Below are 17,372 nucleotides of genomic sequence, written 5' to 3'. Positions count from 1 at the left end.
CACGATGGGACGATGTGCATGGCGTTCGGCGATTTCTGTTGCCTCATCGCCAACGAAAACGGGCGTGCATCGCGACGCGCGCCCGTCCGACACGAATCCGATCAAGCGACTTTTATCTCCACCTTCCGCTCGTTTTTTTTGGCATCGGCGCTCTTTGGAAGTCTCACCTTCAGGACGCCCTTGTTGAAGGTGGCCTCCACCTTGTTGGCGTCTACCCCATCTGGGATCTGGAAGGTGCGCTGGAAGGAGCCGTAGCGACGCTCGGACACATGGTATTCCTTCTGCTTATCCTCCTTCTCCTCCTGCTTTTCGCCACGGATTGTCAGGTAGCTGTTGGACAGCGTGACTTCGATGTTCTTTTCATCGAGGCCGGGCATTTCGGCGGTGATCTCGAAGGCGTCGTCCTTTTCGATCACATCGACAGCCGGGGCGGCTGCCCATCCATTCAGCGACGGAAAGCCGCGCGCGAAAATGGATCGGTCAGAGGAACGCCAAGGCGAGGGCACGAAGCCATCGAACAGACGGTCGATCTCGGAGCGCAGCGCTTCGAAGGGGGACCAGATTCCCGCCGACTGGACCGGCTTATCTTCGTTCTTAACAGCAAGTTTGGTTGCATCTGCCATGATTTTTCTCCTGTCTTCCAAGAAGGAGGCCGCATCGAAGCGCCAAGTGGAATTCGATGCAGCCGACGTCAGCTCGTCATTGAGCATCTCCATTTCAAATCTTTAGGAGCAAGTCAGCATTGACGCGGATCAAGCTTCGTGCGCGGCGGACCTCATACGTGTTCGGCGCAACTCCCTGACGCCTCAGGCGCGTTCTGGCCGGAGACGCCGTGGAGATCTTCGACGTTTCCGGCCTGCGGTGCGGCGTCGTTGGTCCTCGCGTCGGAAGAACCAGTGTTTGGCCAGCTCCGACGACAAAAGATACATCACGCTGATGGAGACGATCCCAAGTATGGTGGGAAGCGGCAAGGGGAGGAAGCCGAACCAGCGCGCGACCGGCAGGAAGGGCAGCGCAAAGGTCACCGAGATGATCACAGCAGACAGAGCGGTGAGCAGGCGCGACGGCCAGCTCTGCCAGAACCTCTTGCGTGTACGGATAATGAAGACGATCAGCAATTCCGTCAGCAGCGATTCAACGAACCACGCCGTCTGGAAATGCCGCTCGCCGGCCCCCACCAGGAAAATCAAAAAGCCGAAGGTCAGGAGATCGAAGAGCGAACTGACCAAGCCGAAGGTGACCATGAACCGTCGTACGGAGCCGATTTCCCAATGACGGGGCCGACGCCTGTCCTCCTCGTCGACATTATCGGTGGCAATCGCGAAGGAGGGGATATCAGAGAGAAAATTATTGAGCAGGACCTGCTGGGCGAGAAGGGGCAGGAAAGGGAGCGCGACGGAGGCCAGCGCCATGCTGATCATATTGCCGAAATTGGCGCTGGTGGTGATCGATATATATTTCATCGTGTTGGCGAAGGTGGTTCGCCCGTCATCAACGCCTTGTACCAGTACGCCGAGATCGCGTTTCAGAAGGACCATATCGGCGGCTTCGCGCGCCACGTCTACGGCGCTGTCGACAGAAATCCCAATATCGGCTTCATGTAGGGCGGGGGCGTCGTTGATCCCATCGCCGAGATAGCCGACGACGTGGCCGCGCGACCTGAGGGCACTTACGATGCTTTCTTTCTGATTGGGATCAATCTCGGCAAAGAGATCGATATGCGCTGCTTTTGCCGCAAGTGCTTGCGAGGAGAGCTTCGATAGGTCCGCCCCCGTAAGAATCAGATCGGATGACAGCCCGATCGCGGCAGCGAGGTGGGCGGCGACATAGCGGTTGTCACCGGAAATGACCTTGACCATGATGCCGCGCCTCGCCAGTTCGGAGAGGCAGCGCTGGATCCCCTGCTTCGGCGGATCAAGAAAAAGAAGAAAGCCTTCGAAGCAAAGGCCGTTTTCGTCCGTGCGGGCGTAAGGACCGGGAGTCCTCAAGCGCCGTGTTGCAAGACCGAGAACGCGAAAGCCCTGTTGGCTCCAGCTTTGGAACTTGCCCTCGACCGCAGCTCGGTTCTCCGGATCGAGGGGTGCCTCTTTTCCAGCGTCGCGGATGGTGCTGCAGATCCCCAGGACACCGTCGACCGCCCCTTTGCAGATCAGCACGGTGTGTCCTTCCGGAGACGTGACGATCACCGACAGTCGCTTTCGCACAAAATCGTAGGGAATTTCGTCCCGCTTGGCGAAGAACTGCTCGCGCGCATCAGTGCCCTCTGCGGCGAGGATCGCTTCGTCCAGGGGATTGGTGAGGCCGCTCTGGAGAGTGGCATTGAGACGGGCCAGCAGGAGCACGTCCTGCGATCGCTGTCCGCTCGCATCCAGGCAGCTCTCGAGACGGATGACACCTTCCGTCAATGTCCCGGTCTTGTCGGTGCAAAGAATATCCATGCTGCCGAGGTTCTCGATCGCTTCAAGCCTGCGAACGATGACGCCGTTGGCCGCCATTGCCCTGGCTCCCCGGGCAAGCGTCACACTAATGATGGCGGGCAGCAGCTCGGGCGTGAGGCCGACCGCAAGCGCAAGGGAAAAGAGGATGGAGTCAATCAGCGGGCGGCCGAGCAGCGCGTTTGCGAAGAAGACCAGAATAACCATGACGAACATGATCTCGGTCATCAACAGGCCGAACCGGCGGATACCCCGGGAAAACTCGGTCTCCGGAACCTGACGTTCCAGGCTCTCGGCGATGGAGGCGAATTCCGTGTGGATGCCGGTTTTGACGGTCAGGACGGAAGCCTTGCCGCTGCGCACGGATGTACCGGCGAAAACAACGTTACTGCGCCGGGAAAGAGGCGCACCGGCTTCCGCGATGCCCGGTATCTTCACAGCCGGGAAAGTTTCTCCTGTCAGTACTGCCTCACTGACATTGAGGTCGCGCGCTTCCAGGATGATACCATCGGCGGGGATCAGGCTGCCTGCGGAAAGATGCAGGATGTCGCCTGGCACGACCTCTTCGACGCGAATAGTACTCTCGGCGCCATTGCGCAGGACCACCGTTTTCTGTGACAGGCGCCGCTTGAGCTTTTCCGTCGCCTGCGAAGCCCCGTATTCCTGGAAGAAGCCGAGCAGACAACTGGCCAGCACGATGATCGAGATGATAAGCGTCTCATGCCCTTCGCCCACAAAAGCGGAGATTGCCGCGGCCGCGATGAGGATCAGGACGAGTGGGCTGCGGAACTGCCGCACAAGAGCCGCGGTCGCCGAGTGCCTCCGGTCCTGGCCAAGCGAATTCGGACCGCTGTCCTTCAATCGCCGTGCGACCTCGGAGGTGGAGAGGCCGTCCCGCGAACTGTGCAGCTCCGCCAAGACTGTCTCAGCGGATAAGGACCAGTAGGGCGGCCTCGCGTGATCGGAGATCGTGTCCATTCCAGATCCTTTTCAGCGATTGGCAACCGCGCCTGGCGGCCCCAAGAGAACGGAGAGACCGCCCCGCACAGCCGTCATAAATAGAAGCCGGGTGGCGGTACCGGCATGTCAGGCGGCACAACGACCTGGATCCGGTCATCCACCCGTTTCACGCCGATCGTGTTTTCCGCCGCCACGTGAAGGGCGGTCTTCTCTCGCGTGTCCAGCACCCGGCCTTCAAGCGTAACCACCCCATCGGCGACGTGCAGAGTCACGGAATCTCCCCATTTTTGACGAGCCAGCTCCGCTTCCAACGCTTTTCGGATGTCGCTATCGGCTCGTGCGGCGCAATGGCTTGCGAGTTCGCGGACGAGCGCGGCCATGACGTCGAAGCGGGTCACGATACCGATGATTTCGTCGCCTTCGACCACGGGAAGACGTTTGATGTTCTTCCTGGCCATTAGCTCGGCAGCGGTTTCGACGGATGCATCGGGCTGCACAGTCACCGCCGGACAGGACATCACTTCGCCAACGGTACTTCCGAAGTTTTTCGCGTATTCTTCAGCCAGCTCGCCCCGTGAAGAAAAGAAATCACGCCAGAGGCCGTGCGTTGCGTCGGTGTGGATTTCGCTGCGCCGCAGGAAGTCGCTTTCACTGATGATGCCGAGAAGGCCGCCTGATTGATCGGCGACGGGCAATCCGCTTATGCGGTGATCCAGCATCGCGTTGGCAGCCTCCCAGATCTTGGCATCCGGCCCGATCGTCGCCGGTTTTGGCGTCATGATTGATCGAATTTTCAACATCTTCCTGCCTCCTTAAATGACGGCAGGATACGACGTCTGCGGCGCTCTTCCTTGATCGCCGTCAATTGACATCGTCAGTCGCGATCAACGGAGGTCACCTTAACGACCGGCGAAATCCAAGCAGGGAGAAAACAAACAAGACTGTGGCAATCACTGCAAGCCAAACGAATTGCGGCCAGACGGTGACAAAGCCGGCGCCACGATAGAGGATCGCTTGCGCCATGGTGATGAAATGCGTGTTCGGCGCCGCGAGCATGATCGTCTGTATCGCCTCGGGCATGCTCTCGCGCGGAGTGGTGGCGCCGGAGAGGATCTGCAGCGGCATCAGCACCAGCATCAGCAGCAGTCCGAACTGTGGCATGGAGCCCGCAATTGTCGCTAGCGCGATGCCCATTGCCGTTGTCGCCAGGAGGTGGAGTGCCGCTCCCGCCATGAAAAGGGCCAGTGACCCCTCGATCGGCACCTGAAGCAGGCCCTCCACCATGAAAACCAAGGAAAGACCGGTTGCGACGAAGACGACCAGCCCCATGGACCAGACCTTGGCGAGCATGATCTCGAGTGGTGTAACCGGCATGACCAACAGATGCTCCACGGTACCGTGTTCCCGCTCACGTATCAGCGCAGTGCCGGTAAGGATGATCGACAACATCGTCACCATATTGATGACGTTCATCACCGATCCGAACCAGGTTTGATTGAGCTCGGGGTTGAATCGGGCCCGGAGCGCCAGATCAACCTGAGGGATTTGGGAGATTGTTTGTATGGCGGCAAAGCCCGTGATTTCCTGAGCAACAATGGATTGCACGTAACCTGATCCGGAAAATGCCTGGGTCATGCGGGTGGCGTCGACATTGAGCTGGATGACCGGCGATTTGCCGGCAATGAGGTCGCTCTGGAAATGTGGGGGAATGTCGAGCGCGAACGTATCCGTGGCTGCGTCCATGCGGGCGTCCATCTCGTCCGCGGTGATCGTCACCGGCGGCTTGAAATAGGGCTTCAAAAAAGCATCGGCGATGCGCAGCGAAAGCGGCGAACCATCTTCGTCGACGATGGCAATCGGAGCGTTGTTCAAGGTTTGGGGGACGGCCCTCGCTTCGGCATAAACGGCGACGGTGAAGGAATAGAAGATCAATCCGAGGAGGATCGGATCGCGCATCAACCCCCGCAACTCCTTGATGCCGAGATGTAAGATGGTGGCGAGGCGCATGGTTATCTCGCCTGCTTTTTGAGGAGAAGGGCGCTGGCGGCAAGGAGCAACGGCCCGGCGACGAGGATCGGAAGCAGGGTCGTTTCGAGATTGCCGAAGCCGAGCCCCTTCGAAAAAGTGCCGCGCGAGATGATGTTGAAATAGGTCGCCGGAAAGATGTGGCCAATTATCGCGCCAAAACCCTGCAGCGACGAGACCGGGTCGATCATGCCGGAGAACTGTACAGCCGGAATGATGGTCAGAAGCGTCGTGCCGAAGATCGCCGCGATCTGGCTGGACATGAAGGTGGAGATCATCAGTCCGAAAGCAGTCGCGAAGACCACGTAGAGGAAGGCGGATATCGTGAAGACGATAAGGCTGCCGGTGAACGGAACCTCAAAGATGAAGACCGCAAACAGCCAGAGCAGCGCGGCATTCATCATTCCGAGCACCAAGTAGGGAAGCTGCTTGCCGAGCAGGAATTCGAGCCTCGTCACAGGTGTGACGTAGAGATTGACGATCGATCCCAGTTCCTTCTCCCGGACGACCGAAAGAGCTGAAAGCATGGCGGGGATCAGAAGCAGCAGGAGCGGGATGACGGCCGGCACGATGGCGACCAGACTTTCAATGCCGGGATTGTAGCGAAAACGGGTCTCCACGGAGAACTGGCCGGGTCCTGGTTGGCCGTAGACTTCGCGTGCCCTGCGGGCGATCCAGCTATTGTGCATGCCCTGCACATAGCCGCGCGCCGTTTCCGCGCGCTGTGGCATCGCACCATCGATCCAGGCGCCGATCTCGACATTATGGCCGCGGGCGAGGTGTTCGGCAAAGCCGGGTGGTATCTCGATTGCGAGCTTCAGCGAGCCGTCGCGCATGCGTCGGTCGAGATCGGCGTAGTCAGTGATCGGCGACTGTTCGATGAAATAGCGAGAACCTGCAATATCCGCGATATAATCGCGGCTGGCGACCGTATCGTCCCGATCGAGCGCCGCGAAGGCAAGATCCTTGATGTCCATGTTGATGCCATAGCCGAGGACAAACATCAGGATAACGCTGCCGATCAAGGCCATGGTCGCGCGGACGGGATCGCGGCGCAGCTCCAGCGCTTCGCGGCGGCTATAGCTCAAAGCGCCGCGAAGATCGAAAGCGCGCCGCGGCTTGGCCGCGGGAAGTGGATGCGGCCTACCGATCATGGTAGACGGAGCGAGATCCGTTTTCGACGATTGACCGATCGCATCCTGGAGGTAGCTGACGAAGGCGTCCTCCAGCGTGGCCGCCCTGCGGCTTTCGCGGAGCGCCTCGGGCGTGTCCGTCACCAGAACGCGGCCGGCATGCATGAGCGAGACATGGTCGCAGCGCTCGGCTTCGTTCATGAAATGCGTGGAAATGAAGATCGTCACCTTCTCCTTGCGTGACAGTTCGATCAGCGCTGCCCAGAGTTGGTCACGAGCGATGGGGTCGACACCCGATGTCGGCTCGTCGAGAATGAGCATCTCCGGCCCATGGACGAGAGCCACCGCCAGTGACAATCGCTGCCGAATGCCGAGCGGCAGCGTGTCAGGCAGGAATTCCATGACGCCATCGAGCTGGAAGCGATGCCCCAGTTCCTCGATCCGCGCGGGGATGGTCTCGGCCGGCAACCCCAAAAGCCGCGCGTGCAGGTCGAGATTCTGCCGGACCGTCAATTCCGTGTAGAGCGAAAAGGCCTGGCTCATATAGCCGACGCGCCGGCGGACATCCATATTGCGCGTATCGACTGTTTTGCCGAACAGTCTTGCCGTGCCTCCGCTTGCCGGCAAAAGGCCGGTCAGCGTCTTCATCGTGGTCGATTTGCCGCATCCGTTCGAACCGATGAAGCCGAATATTTCGCCGCGGCGAATCTTGAAGCTGACGTTATCGACCGCGGTGAATTCGCCGAACCGTGTCGTCAGGCCCTCCGCCTCGATGACGAAGTCCGCTTCATCAGGTGTCGAGAGCGGCGGCAATTCCACGACATGATGCGACGCCCGCCTGTCTTCCGGCATCAGTGCGATGAAGGCATCGTCAAGTGTGGCCGTCTTCGTTCGCTCCAGCAGATATTGGGGCGATCCAGTCGCCACCAGCCGGCCAGCATCCATGGCCGCCAACCAGTCGAAACGCGCCGCCTCTTCCAGGTAGGCCGTTGCCACCACCACGCTGAGCCTCGGTCGCTCGGACCGTATGTCATCGATAAGGTCCCAGAATTGCCGGCGTGACAGAGGGTCGACGCCGGTGGTCGGCTCATCAAGAATCAGAAGCTCTGGGTCGTGGATCAGTGAACAGCAGAGGCCGAGCTTTTGTTTCATCCCTCCCGAAAGTTTCCCCGCCGGCCGGTCTTTGAAGCCGGAGAGGCCGGTGCGCTGCAGGAGCGTGCGGATGCGGTCCTGCCGTTCTTCTCGGCTCTGGCCGAACAGGCGACCGAAGAAGTCGGCATTCTCAAAAACCGAGAGGGTCGGATAGAGATTTTTGCCAAGGCCCTGAGGCATATAGGCGATCAGGGGGCAGGTCTGGCGACGGTGGCCGGCGCGGCGCATGTCGCCGCCAAGCACAGTCACATCGCCCTTTTGGATCTGTCGCGCGCCGGCGATCAGCGAGAGGAGTGAGGATTTGCCAACGCCATCCGGACCGACAAGGCCGGCCATCAAACCTGCCGGAATACCGATCGTGACTGCATCGAGAGCCGTGCATCCGCCGTAGGTATGCGTCACGTCCTTCAGGCGGGCGACATATGCCGAGTCTGTCATCTCGAAGGTCACAGGATGCTCCAGGTTACGGGGTGAGAGGCGTCGAAAGCGGGGCCGGCCATTTAGCGGCGGGATCGATCCTGACATAGGCTCGCCCAGGAAGGCCTGTCTTCACCTGCGTCACATATTTCTGCAGCAGTTCCTTCGGCACCTGCGCACGAAGGCGAAACATCAGCTTCTCGCGCTCCTCCTGCGTTTCGACCGTCTTCGGGGTAAACTGGGCGACGTCCGAAACGAAAGAAACTCGAGCAGGGATGACGTATTGCGGTGCGGCGTCGAGGACGATGCGTGCCTCGCTGCCGATCGCGGTGCGGCCCGCGTCCGCGGTTCCCAGAAAGAAGGTCATAAAAACATCGCCAACATCCAGGAGGTTGAGGACTCGTCCTCCGGCCGCGACGACTTCGCCCGGATGCGCAACGAGATATTGGACGCGGCCGCTTCGCGGGACCTTGAGATCGCAATCCCGCAGATCCGCCTCGATCCGCACGACGGTCGCCTCAGCGGCTTCAACGGCGGCTTCCGCGTCGATCACCTGCGCTTCGGCGTTGCCGATGGCAGCGTCAGTGGCGGCGAGGTTCGCCTTGGCTGCGCCAAGTGTGGCCGCCGCTGCGTCGGCGCGCGTGCGATCGTCGTCGAGCGTCTGCTCGGAGACGGTGCCGCTCCTTGAAAGTTGCTGACTGCGGGTAAGCCGCTTTTGCGCCGACTGAAGCTGGACGTCGTTCTGGGAAACGGTGGCTGCCGCGGCCTCCTTTTCCGCCTGCCGCTGAGCAACCAGCGTCCGTGCCGTGCCGATCGCAATTTTTGCCCTGGAGAGCTGCGCCATGGCCTCCCGCCTTTGGGCATTGAGCTGCTCGATGTCCATCGTCGCGACGACTTGGCCGGCCTCGACGAAGTCGCCTTCATGGACGAGCACGTCCGACAGACGTCCCGCCGTGCGTGCAGCGACGTCGATTTCGACGGCTTCGATGCGTCCGTTTCCACTCGCGATGCCTATCATGGCCTTCGCGGCACGCCGGTTTGCCTGAAACTGCCAGGCGGCATAGCTGGCACCCGCCAGGGCGAGGAGCAGGAGTGCAAGTTTCCAGTAACGGTTCAACGAAGGCTCCTTACCTGCGAGATCTGACGAGCCTTTCATCATACGATTCCCGGGAATCTACCTTGATGGGGATCAATCGCGACGGATTCAATTGATCTTCTCACGCGTGCTTGTGGCTATTGACAAAGATCATTGCGGCTTTCGGGCAGCCTTGTAGCCTCCCTAAGATCAACCAGCCAAACCGGAAGGAGATCACCATGTCCTTGAAAACTCTGCTTGCGATCGTCGGAGCCACGGATCCTGAAACAGAGATCAAGAGCGCCATTCAACTGGCGGTCGAGAACAGTGCTCATCTGTCGATTCTGGTAGTCGGCGCCGCGTTGCAGCCGGTCACCGTCGAATACCCGGTGACCACAGCCTGGATTGACCAAGTGCAGAAGGAGACAGATGCCCTGCAGAAGATCCGGCTGGAGGCCGAAGACTTGTGCCGCACGAACGATATCTCCTTCAATGTCGAGTGCCTCTATGAAGATCTCTTTATCCTGGAGAGCAGTATCGGCATGCGCAGCATGTACGCCGACATCGTCTTGATCGGACATGGCTTACGCGCTGACGCCGAGCTGAGGAGAACCGTTGTGGCGGCAACAACCTTCGATTCGAGGACGCCGCTGTTGCTTGTTCCGAATGCGGGCACCGCAAGCCTGAAGCCGACGAACGTGCTCGTTGCCTGGAACTCGCGACCTGAAGCCGCCAATGCCGCCAAGGCAGCTTTAGAGCTGCTGATCGCAGCCGAGGAGGTTCATCTTGTGCTCGTCGATCCGGATGGCACCTATTTCAAAAGCGGCGATGAGCCAGGGGCGGATTTTGCAACATTTCTGGCGCGCCATGGAGTAAAGATTGTTGTCGAGCAGTTGGCAAGCGGTGGACGCAGAACCGAGGAGGTTCTCCTGAGACGCGCGCGCGAGCTTGGCTGTGACATGATCGTTATGGGCGCCTATGGCCATTCGCGGCTTCGCGAAAGAATATTTGGCGGCGTGACGGCCTCGATTCTCGAGGACTGCAACACGCCGGTTTTAATGGCCCGATGAGCCAGAGCTTGCTGCCATTGGCGAAAGAGGGCAATGGCAGCTACTTGGCTTCGATTCTCCTCGGATATGCGCGAGAAGACGTGCGTTCCCGCACCTTGTCAACTTCGATGACCAGAAGCAGTGATCCGGCGGCCAGAAGCGTCAGCGCCCATTCCGCGAGGGAAATCGGCGCCAGGCCAAGCACCTCACGGAACCACGGGACATGCATGGCGCCGATATGGATGGCCTGGGCTACGACCATACTGGCAAGCAGCAGCGGGTTTTTGAAGAAGGATCGCGAGAAGAGCGAGTGATGTTCGGAACGGCAGCCGAGGGTTTGCACATTTTCGAACATGACGAAAAGCAGAAGCAACAGATTGCGCGCCTCGGATACCGGGTAGCCCTGTGACAGCAGCCAATAGAAGACCGCAAACCCGCCGCCGCCGATGACGAGCGCGGATTGGACGATGCGGCGAACCATCAGCCGGTCGAAGATCGGCTCCTTCGGACGGCGAGGTGGCCGGGCCAGTTCGTCGCCCTCAGGCGGCTCTCCCGCGAGCGTCACGTCCTGAATTCCATTCGTCACGAGATTCAGCCAGAGGAGCTGCACGGGCAACAGTGGCATTGGAATGCCGAGCGGAATCGCCAGCAGGAACAGCAGCATTTCCGCAGCTCCTGTCGCCGTCAGCATCAGGATGACTTTGCGAATGTTAGAATAGGCGGTTCTGCCCTCGCGAATGCCGCCGACGATGGAGGCGAAATTGTCATCGACAACGACGATGTCGGCGCTCTCCTTGGCGACCTCCGTACCCTTCATGCCCATGGCGACACCGACATGGGCGTGTTTCAAAGCCGGAGCATCATTGACGCCGTCGCCCGTCACCGCCACGAAATGGCCGTTGCGCGCCAGGGAGAGCACAATCGCAAGCTTCTGATTGGGAGCGACCCGGGCATAGATGCGGGCGCCGTTTGTAAGCTCGTCCAGCCGCGCCGGGCCTGCGGCCTCGGCCTCGCGCACCGCATCGCCGGTGGTCACTTGGCTCGGTCCGAACTGCAAACCCGCCTGAGCGGCAATCGCCGCCGCTGTTTTGGGGTCGTCGCCCGTCACCATCGCCACCTCGACGCCGGCGGCGCGGCATTCGCGGATCGCCTGCGGAACTTCCCGGCGGATCGGATCCTGCATGCCTGTAATGCCGAGGAATATGAGATCGACCAGGTGATGATGGCCGAAGGCGGCGTCGGCATCACTCCGGATTTCGCCTTCCGCGAAAGCGAGGACCCGAAGGCCGCGGGCCGCCATCTCCTCTTTCTGGGCAAGAAGCCTGTGTCGGTCGATTTCCACCACGCGGTCGCCGATATCCATCCGGTCGGCCATGCTGAGCAGCGTTTCGGTCGAGCCCTTCGCGAAGATGTGCACGTTTTCGCTCCCGCGATGGAAGGAGGCGGCATATTTGAGATCGGGCTCATAGGGAATACGGGCGATCAAGGGATAGTCCGCAGCCACCTTGTCTTGCGCCAAGCCCGCCTTGCGCGCGGCGGTCAGAAGGGCGACGTCGACCGTGTCGCCGATACCCTTCCAGCCGTTCCCGTCCTGCATGAGCGAGCCCTCGTTGGGAAGGGAGGCGGCTCTGAGCAGTCGGCCGGCCCGTGCGCGCGCCTCCGCCACGGCCATATTGGCTGCCTTGATCTCGCAGGTGTCCGGGTCAGTCCCCGCATCAAGGGCAAGGTCGGTGCCATCCGGGAGCCGGATATCGGTAACGGTGAGCTCATTGAGCGTTAGAGTCCCGGTCTTGTCGGTTGCGATCATGGTGCAGGAGCCGAGCGCTTCGACCGCCGGCATTCGCCGGACGATAACGTTGCGTTTCGCCATGCGACGCATGCTGATCGCGAGCGCAATCGAGATCGCGATCGGCAGGCCTTCGGGGATGGCGCTGACGGCAAGACCGACCGACATAAGGAAAAGATCGCTCCAGGCGAGCCCTCGCATGAGGCCGATGCCGACCAGGACCAGCGACGTCAATCCCACCGCCCAGGCGATCGCATTGGAGAAACGAGCAAGTCGGATCATCAGTGGCGGTTGCGAGAGGGAAGTTTTGCCGATTTCGGCGGCGATCTTGCCAATCTCCGTTGCAAGTCCTGTCCCCGTCACGATGCCCGTGCCGCGGCCACGAGTAACGAGCGTGCCGGCGAATGCGGTTGCGGTCTTGCCCTCCGCAACCGGCGCGGCGGGGGACGGTGCCGTCTTGCGCGTCGCCATGGATTCTCCGGTAAGGAGGGATTCGTCGCACAGAAGCTCGGTCGCCTCGACCAGCGCGAGGTCGGCGGGAACCCTTCCGCCGGCTTCCAGCAGCACGAGATCCCCCGGCACCAACTGGCGCGCTTCAATGTCACGCACCTCTCCGTCGCGGATGACGGCGGCACGCGGTTGTTCCAGCTTGCGAAGCGCCAGCGCAGCTCGGCCCGCCGAATATTCCTGCAGGCTGCCGATCAAACCGTTCAACAGCAAGACGACGCCGATAAAGACCGCATCCTTTGTGTCACTGATCACCAGGGAGACCGCGGCAGCCAAAAACAGGATATAGATCAGCGGGCTGCGGAACTGCCGCATGAAGACGATGGCAAAAGAGGGGGCCTCCGGCTCGGGCAGAATGTTTGGACCGTAGCGCACGAGCCGGCTCTCGGCCTCTTCAGTGACGAGGCCTCTACGGCTGCCGAAGCTGGCGGCGAATGGCTGGGGAATGGGAACGGTCATGAGATGTCTCCTGCACGAAAGTGCCGGCAGCCTGGCGCATATCACCCGGAAAGGCTTTAGCCGACCTCGTCGAGGGATCTTGCCGCTTCAAGCCGAAGCTGCTTCATTTTCTCCGGAACCGCCTGAGCGCTGATCACGACGTCTGCATAGTCGCTGAAAATCGTACTGCATGTGGCTAATAACCCTTCACAGTTGCCGGCGCCGATTTCGCCGACCTCGGCAGGATCAAAAACCGTTGCCTTTTGTCGGCGGGATGAATGGATCTGGGTAGCCTTCCTTGGGAGCTGTCTTCGTCTGCGGGGCGTTATCCGATTGATCGAGCTGCGGCCACCATGTCGCGCCGCTGTAGCCGGCCAGGATGGCAAGCAGGATCACAGCTGTTACTGTCACTATCTTCGGCATTGCGCGTTCCTTTCGCTCGGTGAGATGGCTATCTTCGAGCGAGCTTGGCCCCTGCGCATTGCGCTCGATCAATAAGCCGATCGAAGGGAATAACGATCGAGCGGGTTGCGCTTCAGCGCGATCGGCAGGTATCTCTTCGAAAGTGGCGCCGGCGTCCGCAAAGGTCGTGCGCGAGCTGGCGGAGGGCACCGCCAAAGACATGGTCGTGCGAACCTGCGCTTGAAAGCGGTGCAATAGACGTCAGCTATGCCGTTTTGGATCACGCGGCCGAAGACTTCCTGAGCCCCGTTGCCGATTATCGTCCAGCGAAAACCGTGCGGGAGCCTTCAAGTGACCCTCTGGCGGTTCATGCTCCACGATCATCAGTGCCGATGCCGATTTACGACAGCGAGCGCCTCGTCGGCTATCACCTGCTCCTCATCGGTTGGTATGACGAATGCGGCTATTGCGCTATCCCGGCCACTGATGATTAGCGCATTTGCCTTGTTCGCAGGCGCGCTGAGGTCGAGCCCCAGCCAGGCGAGATAATGTGCCACGCTCTTTCGGACTTCCGGTTGATTTTCTCCGATTCCGGCGGTGAAGACGATGGCGTCCACACCGCCCAACGACACAGCCAACCTGCCTATCTCGCCTGCTATCCTGAAACAGAAGAGATCAAGCGCTTCCCGTGCCGCCGGGTGAAAGTCCTCTACAAGCACCCGCACGTCTCCGCTCACGCCGGAAACGCCGAGCAACCCACATTTGTGATAGAGAAAATCCTCAAGCTTGTCGGGGTCGTGGAATTTGTTTCGGAGAAGATGGATGACGGCGCCGGCGTCGATCGATCCCGGCCGCGTTGCCATGGGTATGCCGTCGAGCGCGGAAAACCCCATGCTGGTATCGATGCTGACGCCATCCACCATGCCACAAAGGCTCGCGCCGCTTCCCAGATGCGCGCAAACAACCCTGCCGCTGCCCAGATCCGGTGCGAGCTCCTTGAGTTTCGAAGAAACGAACTTATAAGAAATCCCGTGGAAGCCGTATCTGCGGATTCCCGCGTCATGCAGTGCGCGCGGGATGGCCAGACGTGTGGCCATGCTGCATTGCGACGTGTGAAATGCGGTATCGAAGGATGCGGTCTGCGGCACCTCAGGACATGCCGTGCGCACAGCGCGGATCACATTCAGCGCTGGAGGCAAATGCAGAGGCGCGAGTGGTACGAGCTCTTCGATCCTCGCTTGTGTGTCCGCGTCTATCAGGACAGCGCCGGTAAACTTGGGGCCTCCATGAACGATGCGATGCCCGATCACTGCGGGCTGCGAACCTGGTGGCAGCAGCCGCGATAGAATTTCCGCAATCAAGGCGGGCCCGACTTCGGTGACGTTCGGCAGATCGGCTTCATAAACGGTCTCCCCTGTTTCGCATCTAAAGCGCGTTTCCTGGCCAATCGTCACGGTGCCCCTTGCCATCGGATGCGCGCCGGCCACTCCGATGTTGAAGGCGCCGATCTTCAAGCTCGACGATCCGATGTTGAAGGTAACTGCAATGCTGCTCATTGGACCTCCTGCAGATCTCCGCTAACGCGCCATCTTCTCGTCCTTCGTTTCCTCGCAGGCTAAAGTCAGCAGTTGAAGCGCGAGTTCCTTTGCGGCCCTTTTGTCGTCCGCGCACAACTTCAGCGGGGCGGACTTCGCTTTCAAATTTTCCAGGAGCCCGTGGCGAAGCCTGGGGATCTGATGCGAATCCGTTTTTGCGAGAAGCTCCTGCAAGCAGGTGATGGCAATCACTTCGAACATCAGAAGCTTGCCTTCGATTTCACCTTGCGAAGGAATAGCAAAGCGCTCGCCGCCTCGTTTGTAGTCTCGTTCCGTCGACAACATTTACGGGATCCCACTTTTCTTTGGGTCGTCCCCGTCGGCTTCGAGCGCGCGCTCAAGCCGGCGCAGGATGACGGCGCGGCTCTTGTGGTCGGCTGCATCCTTCAACCTGTCGGCCAGGTTGAGGACGAAGTTCTGGTAGTCGTTGTGCCAATCCCGATGTCCAATCTCCTCGGGCTGCAGACGAGCCGGTGCCACCCTGGACAGAAGTCGAGCGGATGTCCCACTCAGCTCATAGACGTCGTCGAGGTGTGGGGAAATTATCGCGACAGACAGTTTCTCGGAAAGTCTGCTCGACATCGCATCCCGGGCCCCGGCCTCGCCATGGACAAGAAACAGGCCTTTGCGGATCGGACCACGCTCCATCACCCAGTCATCCAGTTCGCTGGCATCGGCATGGCCACTATAGGCATCAAGGGTTGCCATTCTCGCGCTCACCCGGATTTCCTCGCCTTGGATCCGCACGATTTTGGCGCCGTCCTGCAAGATTCTGCCGAGCGTGCCGGCTGCCTGAAACCCCACGAAGAGCACGGTGCACTCGTTGCGCCAGAGCCAGTTCTTCAGACGGTGTCTGATCCTGCCCGCCTCGCACATGCCACTTGCCGCGATGATGATGTGAAAACCGGTTACCAGATCCAGGGCTTTGGACTGTTCGGCGGTCTCCGTAAACCTCACATTTGGCGCATTGAGCGCGCGCAAAAAGTTCGCTCCGTTCTCCATCTCGACGACATGTTTCTTGAAGGCACCGGTCGCTCTCGAGGCAAGCGGTGAGTCGATAAAAATGGGACACCGCTGCAGCGTTCCGGCTTCCATGAGCGCGAGAAGATCTGTCAGGACTTCCTGAGTGCGCTCGACCGCAAAAGACGGGACGAGAAGCACGCCATTGGGCTGGTTTGCTTGTGCGACCAGCTTCTGAAGGCGTATCCGTCTTTCCTTCAGCGCGTATTCCTCCCGCTCGCGATTGCCATAGGTGGTTTCACAGATCAAATAGTCGATCTCGCTCGGCGCTTCCGGCGGGCTCTCGAAAAGCTTGGAACCCGGTCCAATGTCGCCCGAGAACAAAAGCCTTACCGGCCCTTCCATGCCGCTCGCCTCTATTTCGATCGAGGCGGATCCGAGAAGGTGGCCGGCGTCCCAGAAACGAAATCTCACGGCGCCTGCCGTCTCGCGCCATTCTCCATATTCCACCGCGATAAACTGCGGCATGATGCTGCGCGCGTCGTCTGCGGTGTAGATCGGCTCCACCGTTTCTCCAGAGCGCCGTCGGTTCCGGCGATTAAGCTGACGAACCTCGGCTTCCTGGATATGCCCGGAATCCTGCAGCATGATGGCGCAAAGATCTATCGAAGCGGGTGTCGCGTAAATCGGGCCGCTGAAGCCGTCCTTGGCTAGTTTCGGAAGCAGGCCCGAATGGTCGATGTGGGCATGCGTGAGAAGCACCGCGCCGATCTCGACAGGCTCAAATGGGAACGGTCTATAGTTAAGTTCCTTCTCGGTTTTGGAGCCCTGGAACATTCCGCAATCAATCAGAATACGGGCACCGCCGGCCTTGAGAAGAAAACAGGATCCGGTGACTGAACCTGCGGCTCCGTGAAACTCTAGGATCGGGGTGTCCATCACTGCTCCTGTGGGTTCGGAGCCACTTTACAAAGCTAAATTCGAAACCGCTTTGATGAAGGTCAAGGAAACCCAGGGCCATCGCGATTATCCTTTTTGCATCCAGCAGAGAGGTATATCGACATGGCCATCAGGACGGCACTCAGCATCCTCAGCGTTCATCAGTTCGAGGAAGATCTCAAAACCGCCATCGACTTCTGCGGTGCCCATGGCGCGCATTTGAATGCGCTGGTGATTGCGACGGGAGCAGCTCCGATCATCGGGGACTACAATGTCATCTCGCCCGTATGGATCGAGGAACGCCAGCGCGAGATCGACGCGCTCTCCGACAAGGCTGCGGAGATCAAGGATATTCTCGACCGAAGCGAGATTTCCTACGAAGTCCAGGACGTCTACACGGAATTCGCATGGGCCGACGAAGATATTGCCGAAAGGGCACTCTATGCCGACGTCGTCCTGATCGGGCGGCAGGCGGCCCGAGACGAAGACCTCCGCAAAC

12 protein-coding genes and 1 pseudogene are annotated in these 17,372 nt (G+C 60.0%); 2 read left to right on the top strand and 11 right to left on the bottom strand.

Features of this window, described 5'->3' with window-relative positions:
- Positions 1-101: 101 nt before the first annotated feature.
- The 6 genes from HJC00_RS11430 to HJC00_RS11405 form a co-directional block, all read right to left on the bottom strand.
- A complete protein-coding gene (locus HJC00_RS11430) occupies positions 102-623 on the bottom strand; it encodes an Hsp20/alpha crystallin family protein (RefSeq protein ID WP_221164040.1) in 522 nt (173 codons plus the stop codon).
- 183 nt (positions 624-806) lie between these two features.
- A complete protein-coding gene (gene mgtA, locus HJC00_RS11425) occupies positions 807-3,413 on the bottom strand; it encodes a magnesium-translocating P-type ATPase (protein ID WP_221164039.1) in 2,607 nt (868 codons plus the stop codon).
- A 74-nt stretch (positions 3,414-3,487) separates the two neighbouring features.
- Entirely contained in the window at positions 3,488-4,195 is a 708-nt protein-coding gene (locus HJC00_RS11420) for a CBS domain-containing protein (protein ID WP_221147007.1), read from the bottom strand.
- A gap of 94 nt (positions 4,196-4,289) precedes the next feature.
- Positions 4,290-5,402, bottom strand: a complete 1,113-nt coding sequence (locus tag HJC00_RS11415; RefSeq protein WP_221147006.1) for an ABC transporter permease — start codon at positions 5,400-5,402, stop codon at positions 4,290-4,292.
- A gap of 2 nt (positions 5,403-5,404) precedes the next feature.
- Positions 5,405-8,143: a ribosome-associated ATPase/putative transporter RbbA gene (gene rbbA, locus HJC00_RS11410; RefSeq protein ID WP_221164038.1), complete on the bottom strand. Its 2,739-nt coding sequence runs from the start codon at positions 8,141-8,143 to the stop codon at positions 5,405-5,407.
- 25 nt (positions 8,144-8,168) lie between these two features.
- Positions 8,169-9,278, bottom strand: coding sequence for an HlyD family efflux transporter periplasmic adaptor subunit (locus tag HJC00_RS11405; protein WP_221164037.1), 1,110 nt, complete (start codon positions 9,276-9,278; stop codon positions 8,169-8,171).
- 158 nt (positions 9,279-9,436) lie between these two features.
- On the opposite strand from HJC00_RS11405, the gene HJC00_RS11400 reads away from it, so the two are divergent.
- A complete protein-coding gene (locus HJC00_RS11400) occupies positions 9,437-10,267 on the top strand; it encodes a universal stress protein (protein ID WP_247241768.1) in 831 nt (276 codons plus the stop codon).
- Between the two features lie 40 nt (positions 10,268-10,307).
- On the opposite strand, the gene HJC00_RS11395 is transcribed toward HJC00_RS11400, so the two are convergent.
- The 5 genes from HJC00_RS11395 to HJC00_RS11375 all read right to left on the bottom strand — a co-directional run bounded on the left by HJC00_RS11395 (position 10,308) and on the right by HJC00_RS11375 (position 16,873).
- A complete protein-coding gene (locus HJC00_RS11395; RefSeq protein WP_210631952.1) occupies positions 10,308-12,998 on the bottom strand; it encodes an HAD-IC family P-type ATPase in 2,691 nt (896 codons plus the stop codon).
- Positions 12,999-13,223: 225 nt separating this feature from the next.
- Positions 13,224-13,601: a hypothetical protein gene (locus HJC00_RS11390; RefSeq protein WP_221147004.1), complete on the bottom strand. Its 378-nt coding sequence runs from the start codon at positions 13,599-13,601 to the stop codon at positions 13,224-13,226.
- Positions 13,602-13,762: 161 nt separating this feature from the next.
- Positions 13,763-14,935: an acetate/propionate family kinase gene (locus tag HJC00_RS11385; RefSeq protein WP_221147003.1), complete on the bottom strand. Its 1,173-nt coding sequence runs from the start codon at positions 14,933-14,935 to the stop codon at positions 13,763-13,765.
- Positions 14,936-14,956: 21 nt separating this feature from the next.
- Positions 14,957-15,259, bottom strand: coding sequence for a hypothetical protein (locus HJC00_RS11380; protein ID WP_210631949.1), 303 nt, complete (start codon positions 15,257-15,259; stop codon positions 14,957-14,959).
- Complete coding sequence (locus HJC00_RS11375; RefSeq protein ID WP_221164036.1) at positions 15,260-16,873, bottom strand: MBL fold metallo-hydrolase; 1,614 nt, start codon at positions 16,871-16,873, stop codon at positions 15,260-15,262.
- A gap of 123 nt (positions 16,874-16,996) precedes the next feature.
- On the opposite strand from HJC00_RS11375, the pseudogene HJC00_RS11370 reads away from it, so the two are divergent.
- Positions 16,997-17,372 (top strand): annotated as a pseudogene (locus tag HJC00_RS11370) (universal stress protein); the annotation flags it as partial.

Source organism: Rhizobium sp. NLR22b, from assembly GCF_019685295.1.
In the GTDB taxonomy this organism is placed as follows: domain Bacteria; phylum Pseudomonadota; class Alphaproteobacteria; order Rhizobiales; family Rhizobiaceae; genus Rhizobium.
The sequence above is the reverse complement of the archived record's forward strand: the minus strand, read 5'-3'. Positions and strand labels throughout refer to the sequence as shown.

Excerpts from the sequence above, each read along its gene's own strand:
- HJC00_RS11430 (WP_221164040.1), bottom strand. The coding sequence starts at position 623 with ATGGCAGATGCAACCAAACTTGCTGTTAAGAACGAAGATAAGCCGGTC.
- mgtA (WP_221164039.1), bottom strand. The coding sequence starts at position 3,413 with ATGGACACGATCTCCGATCACGCGAGGCCGCCCTACTGGTCCTTATCC.
- HJC00_RS11420 (WP_221147007.1), bottom strand. The coding sequence starts at position 4,195 with ATGTTGAAAATTCGATCAATCATGACGCCAAAACCGGCGACGATCGGG.
- HJC00_RS11415 (WP_221147006.1), bottom strand. The coding sequence starts at position 5,402 with ATGCGCCTCGCCACCATCTTACATCTCGGCATCAAGGAGTTGCGGGGG.
- rbbA (WP_221164038.1), bottom strand. The coding sequence starts at position 8,143 with ATGACAGACTCGGCATATGTCGCCCGCCTGAAGGACGTGACGCATACC.
- HJC00_RS11405 (WP_221164037.1), bottom strand. The coding sequence starts at position 9,278 with ATGAAAGGCTCGTCAGATCTCGCAGGTAAGGAGCCTTCGTTGAACCGT.
- HJC00_RS11400 (WP_247241768.1), top strand. The coding sequence starts at position 9,437 with ATGTCCTTGAAAACTCTGCTTGCGATCGTCGGAGCCACGGATCCTGAA.
- HJC00_RS11395 (WP_210631952.1), bottom strand. The coding sequence starts at position 12,998 with ATGACCGTTCCCATTCCCCAGCCATTCGCCGCCAGCTTCGGCAGCCGT.
- HJC00_RS11390 (WP_221147004.1), bottom strand. The coding sequence starts at position 13,601 with ATGTCTTTGGCGGTGCCCTCCGCCAGCTCGCGCACGACCTTTGCGGAC.
- HJC00_RS11385 (WP_221147003.1), bottom strand. The coding sequence starts at position 14,935 with ATGAGCAGCATTGCAGTTACCTTCAACATCGGATCGTCGAGCTTGAAG.
- HJC00_RS11380 (WP_210631949.1), bottom strand. The coding sequence starts at position 15,259 with ATGTTGTCGACGGAACGAGACTACAAACGAGGCGGCGAGCGCTTTGCT.
- HJC00_RS11375 (WP_221164036.1), bottom strand. The coding sequence starts at position 16,873 with ATGGACACCCCGATCCTAGAGTTTCACGGAGCCGCAGGTTCAGTCACC.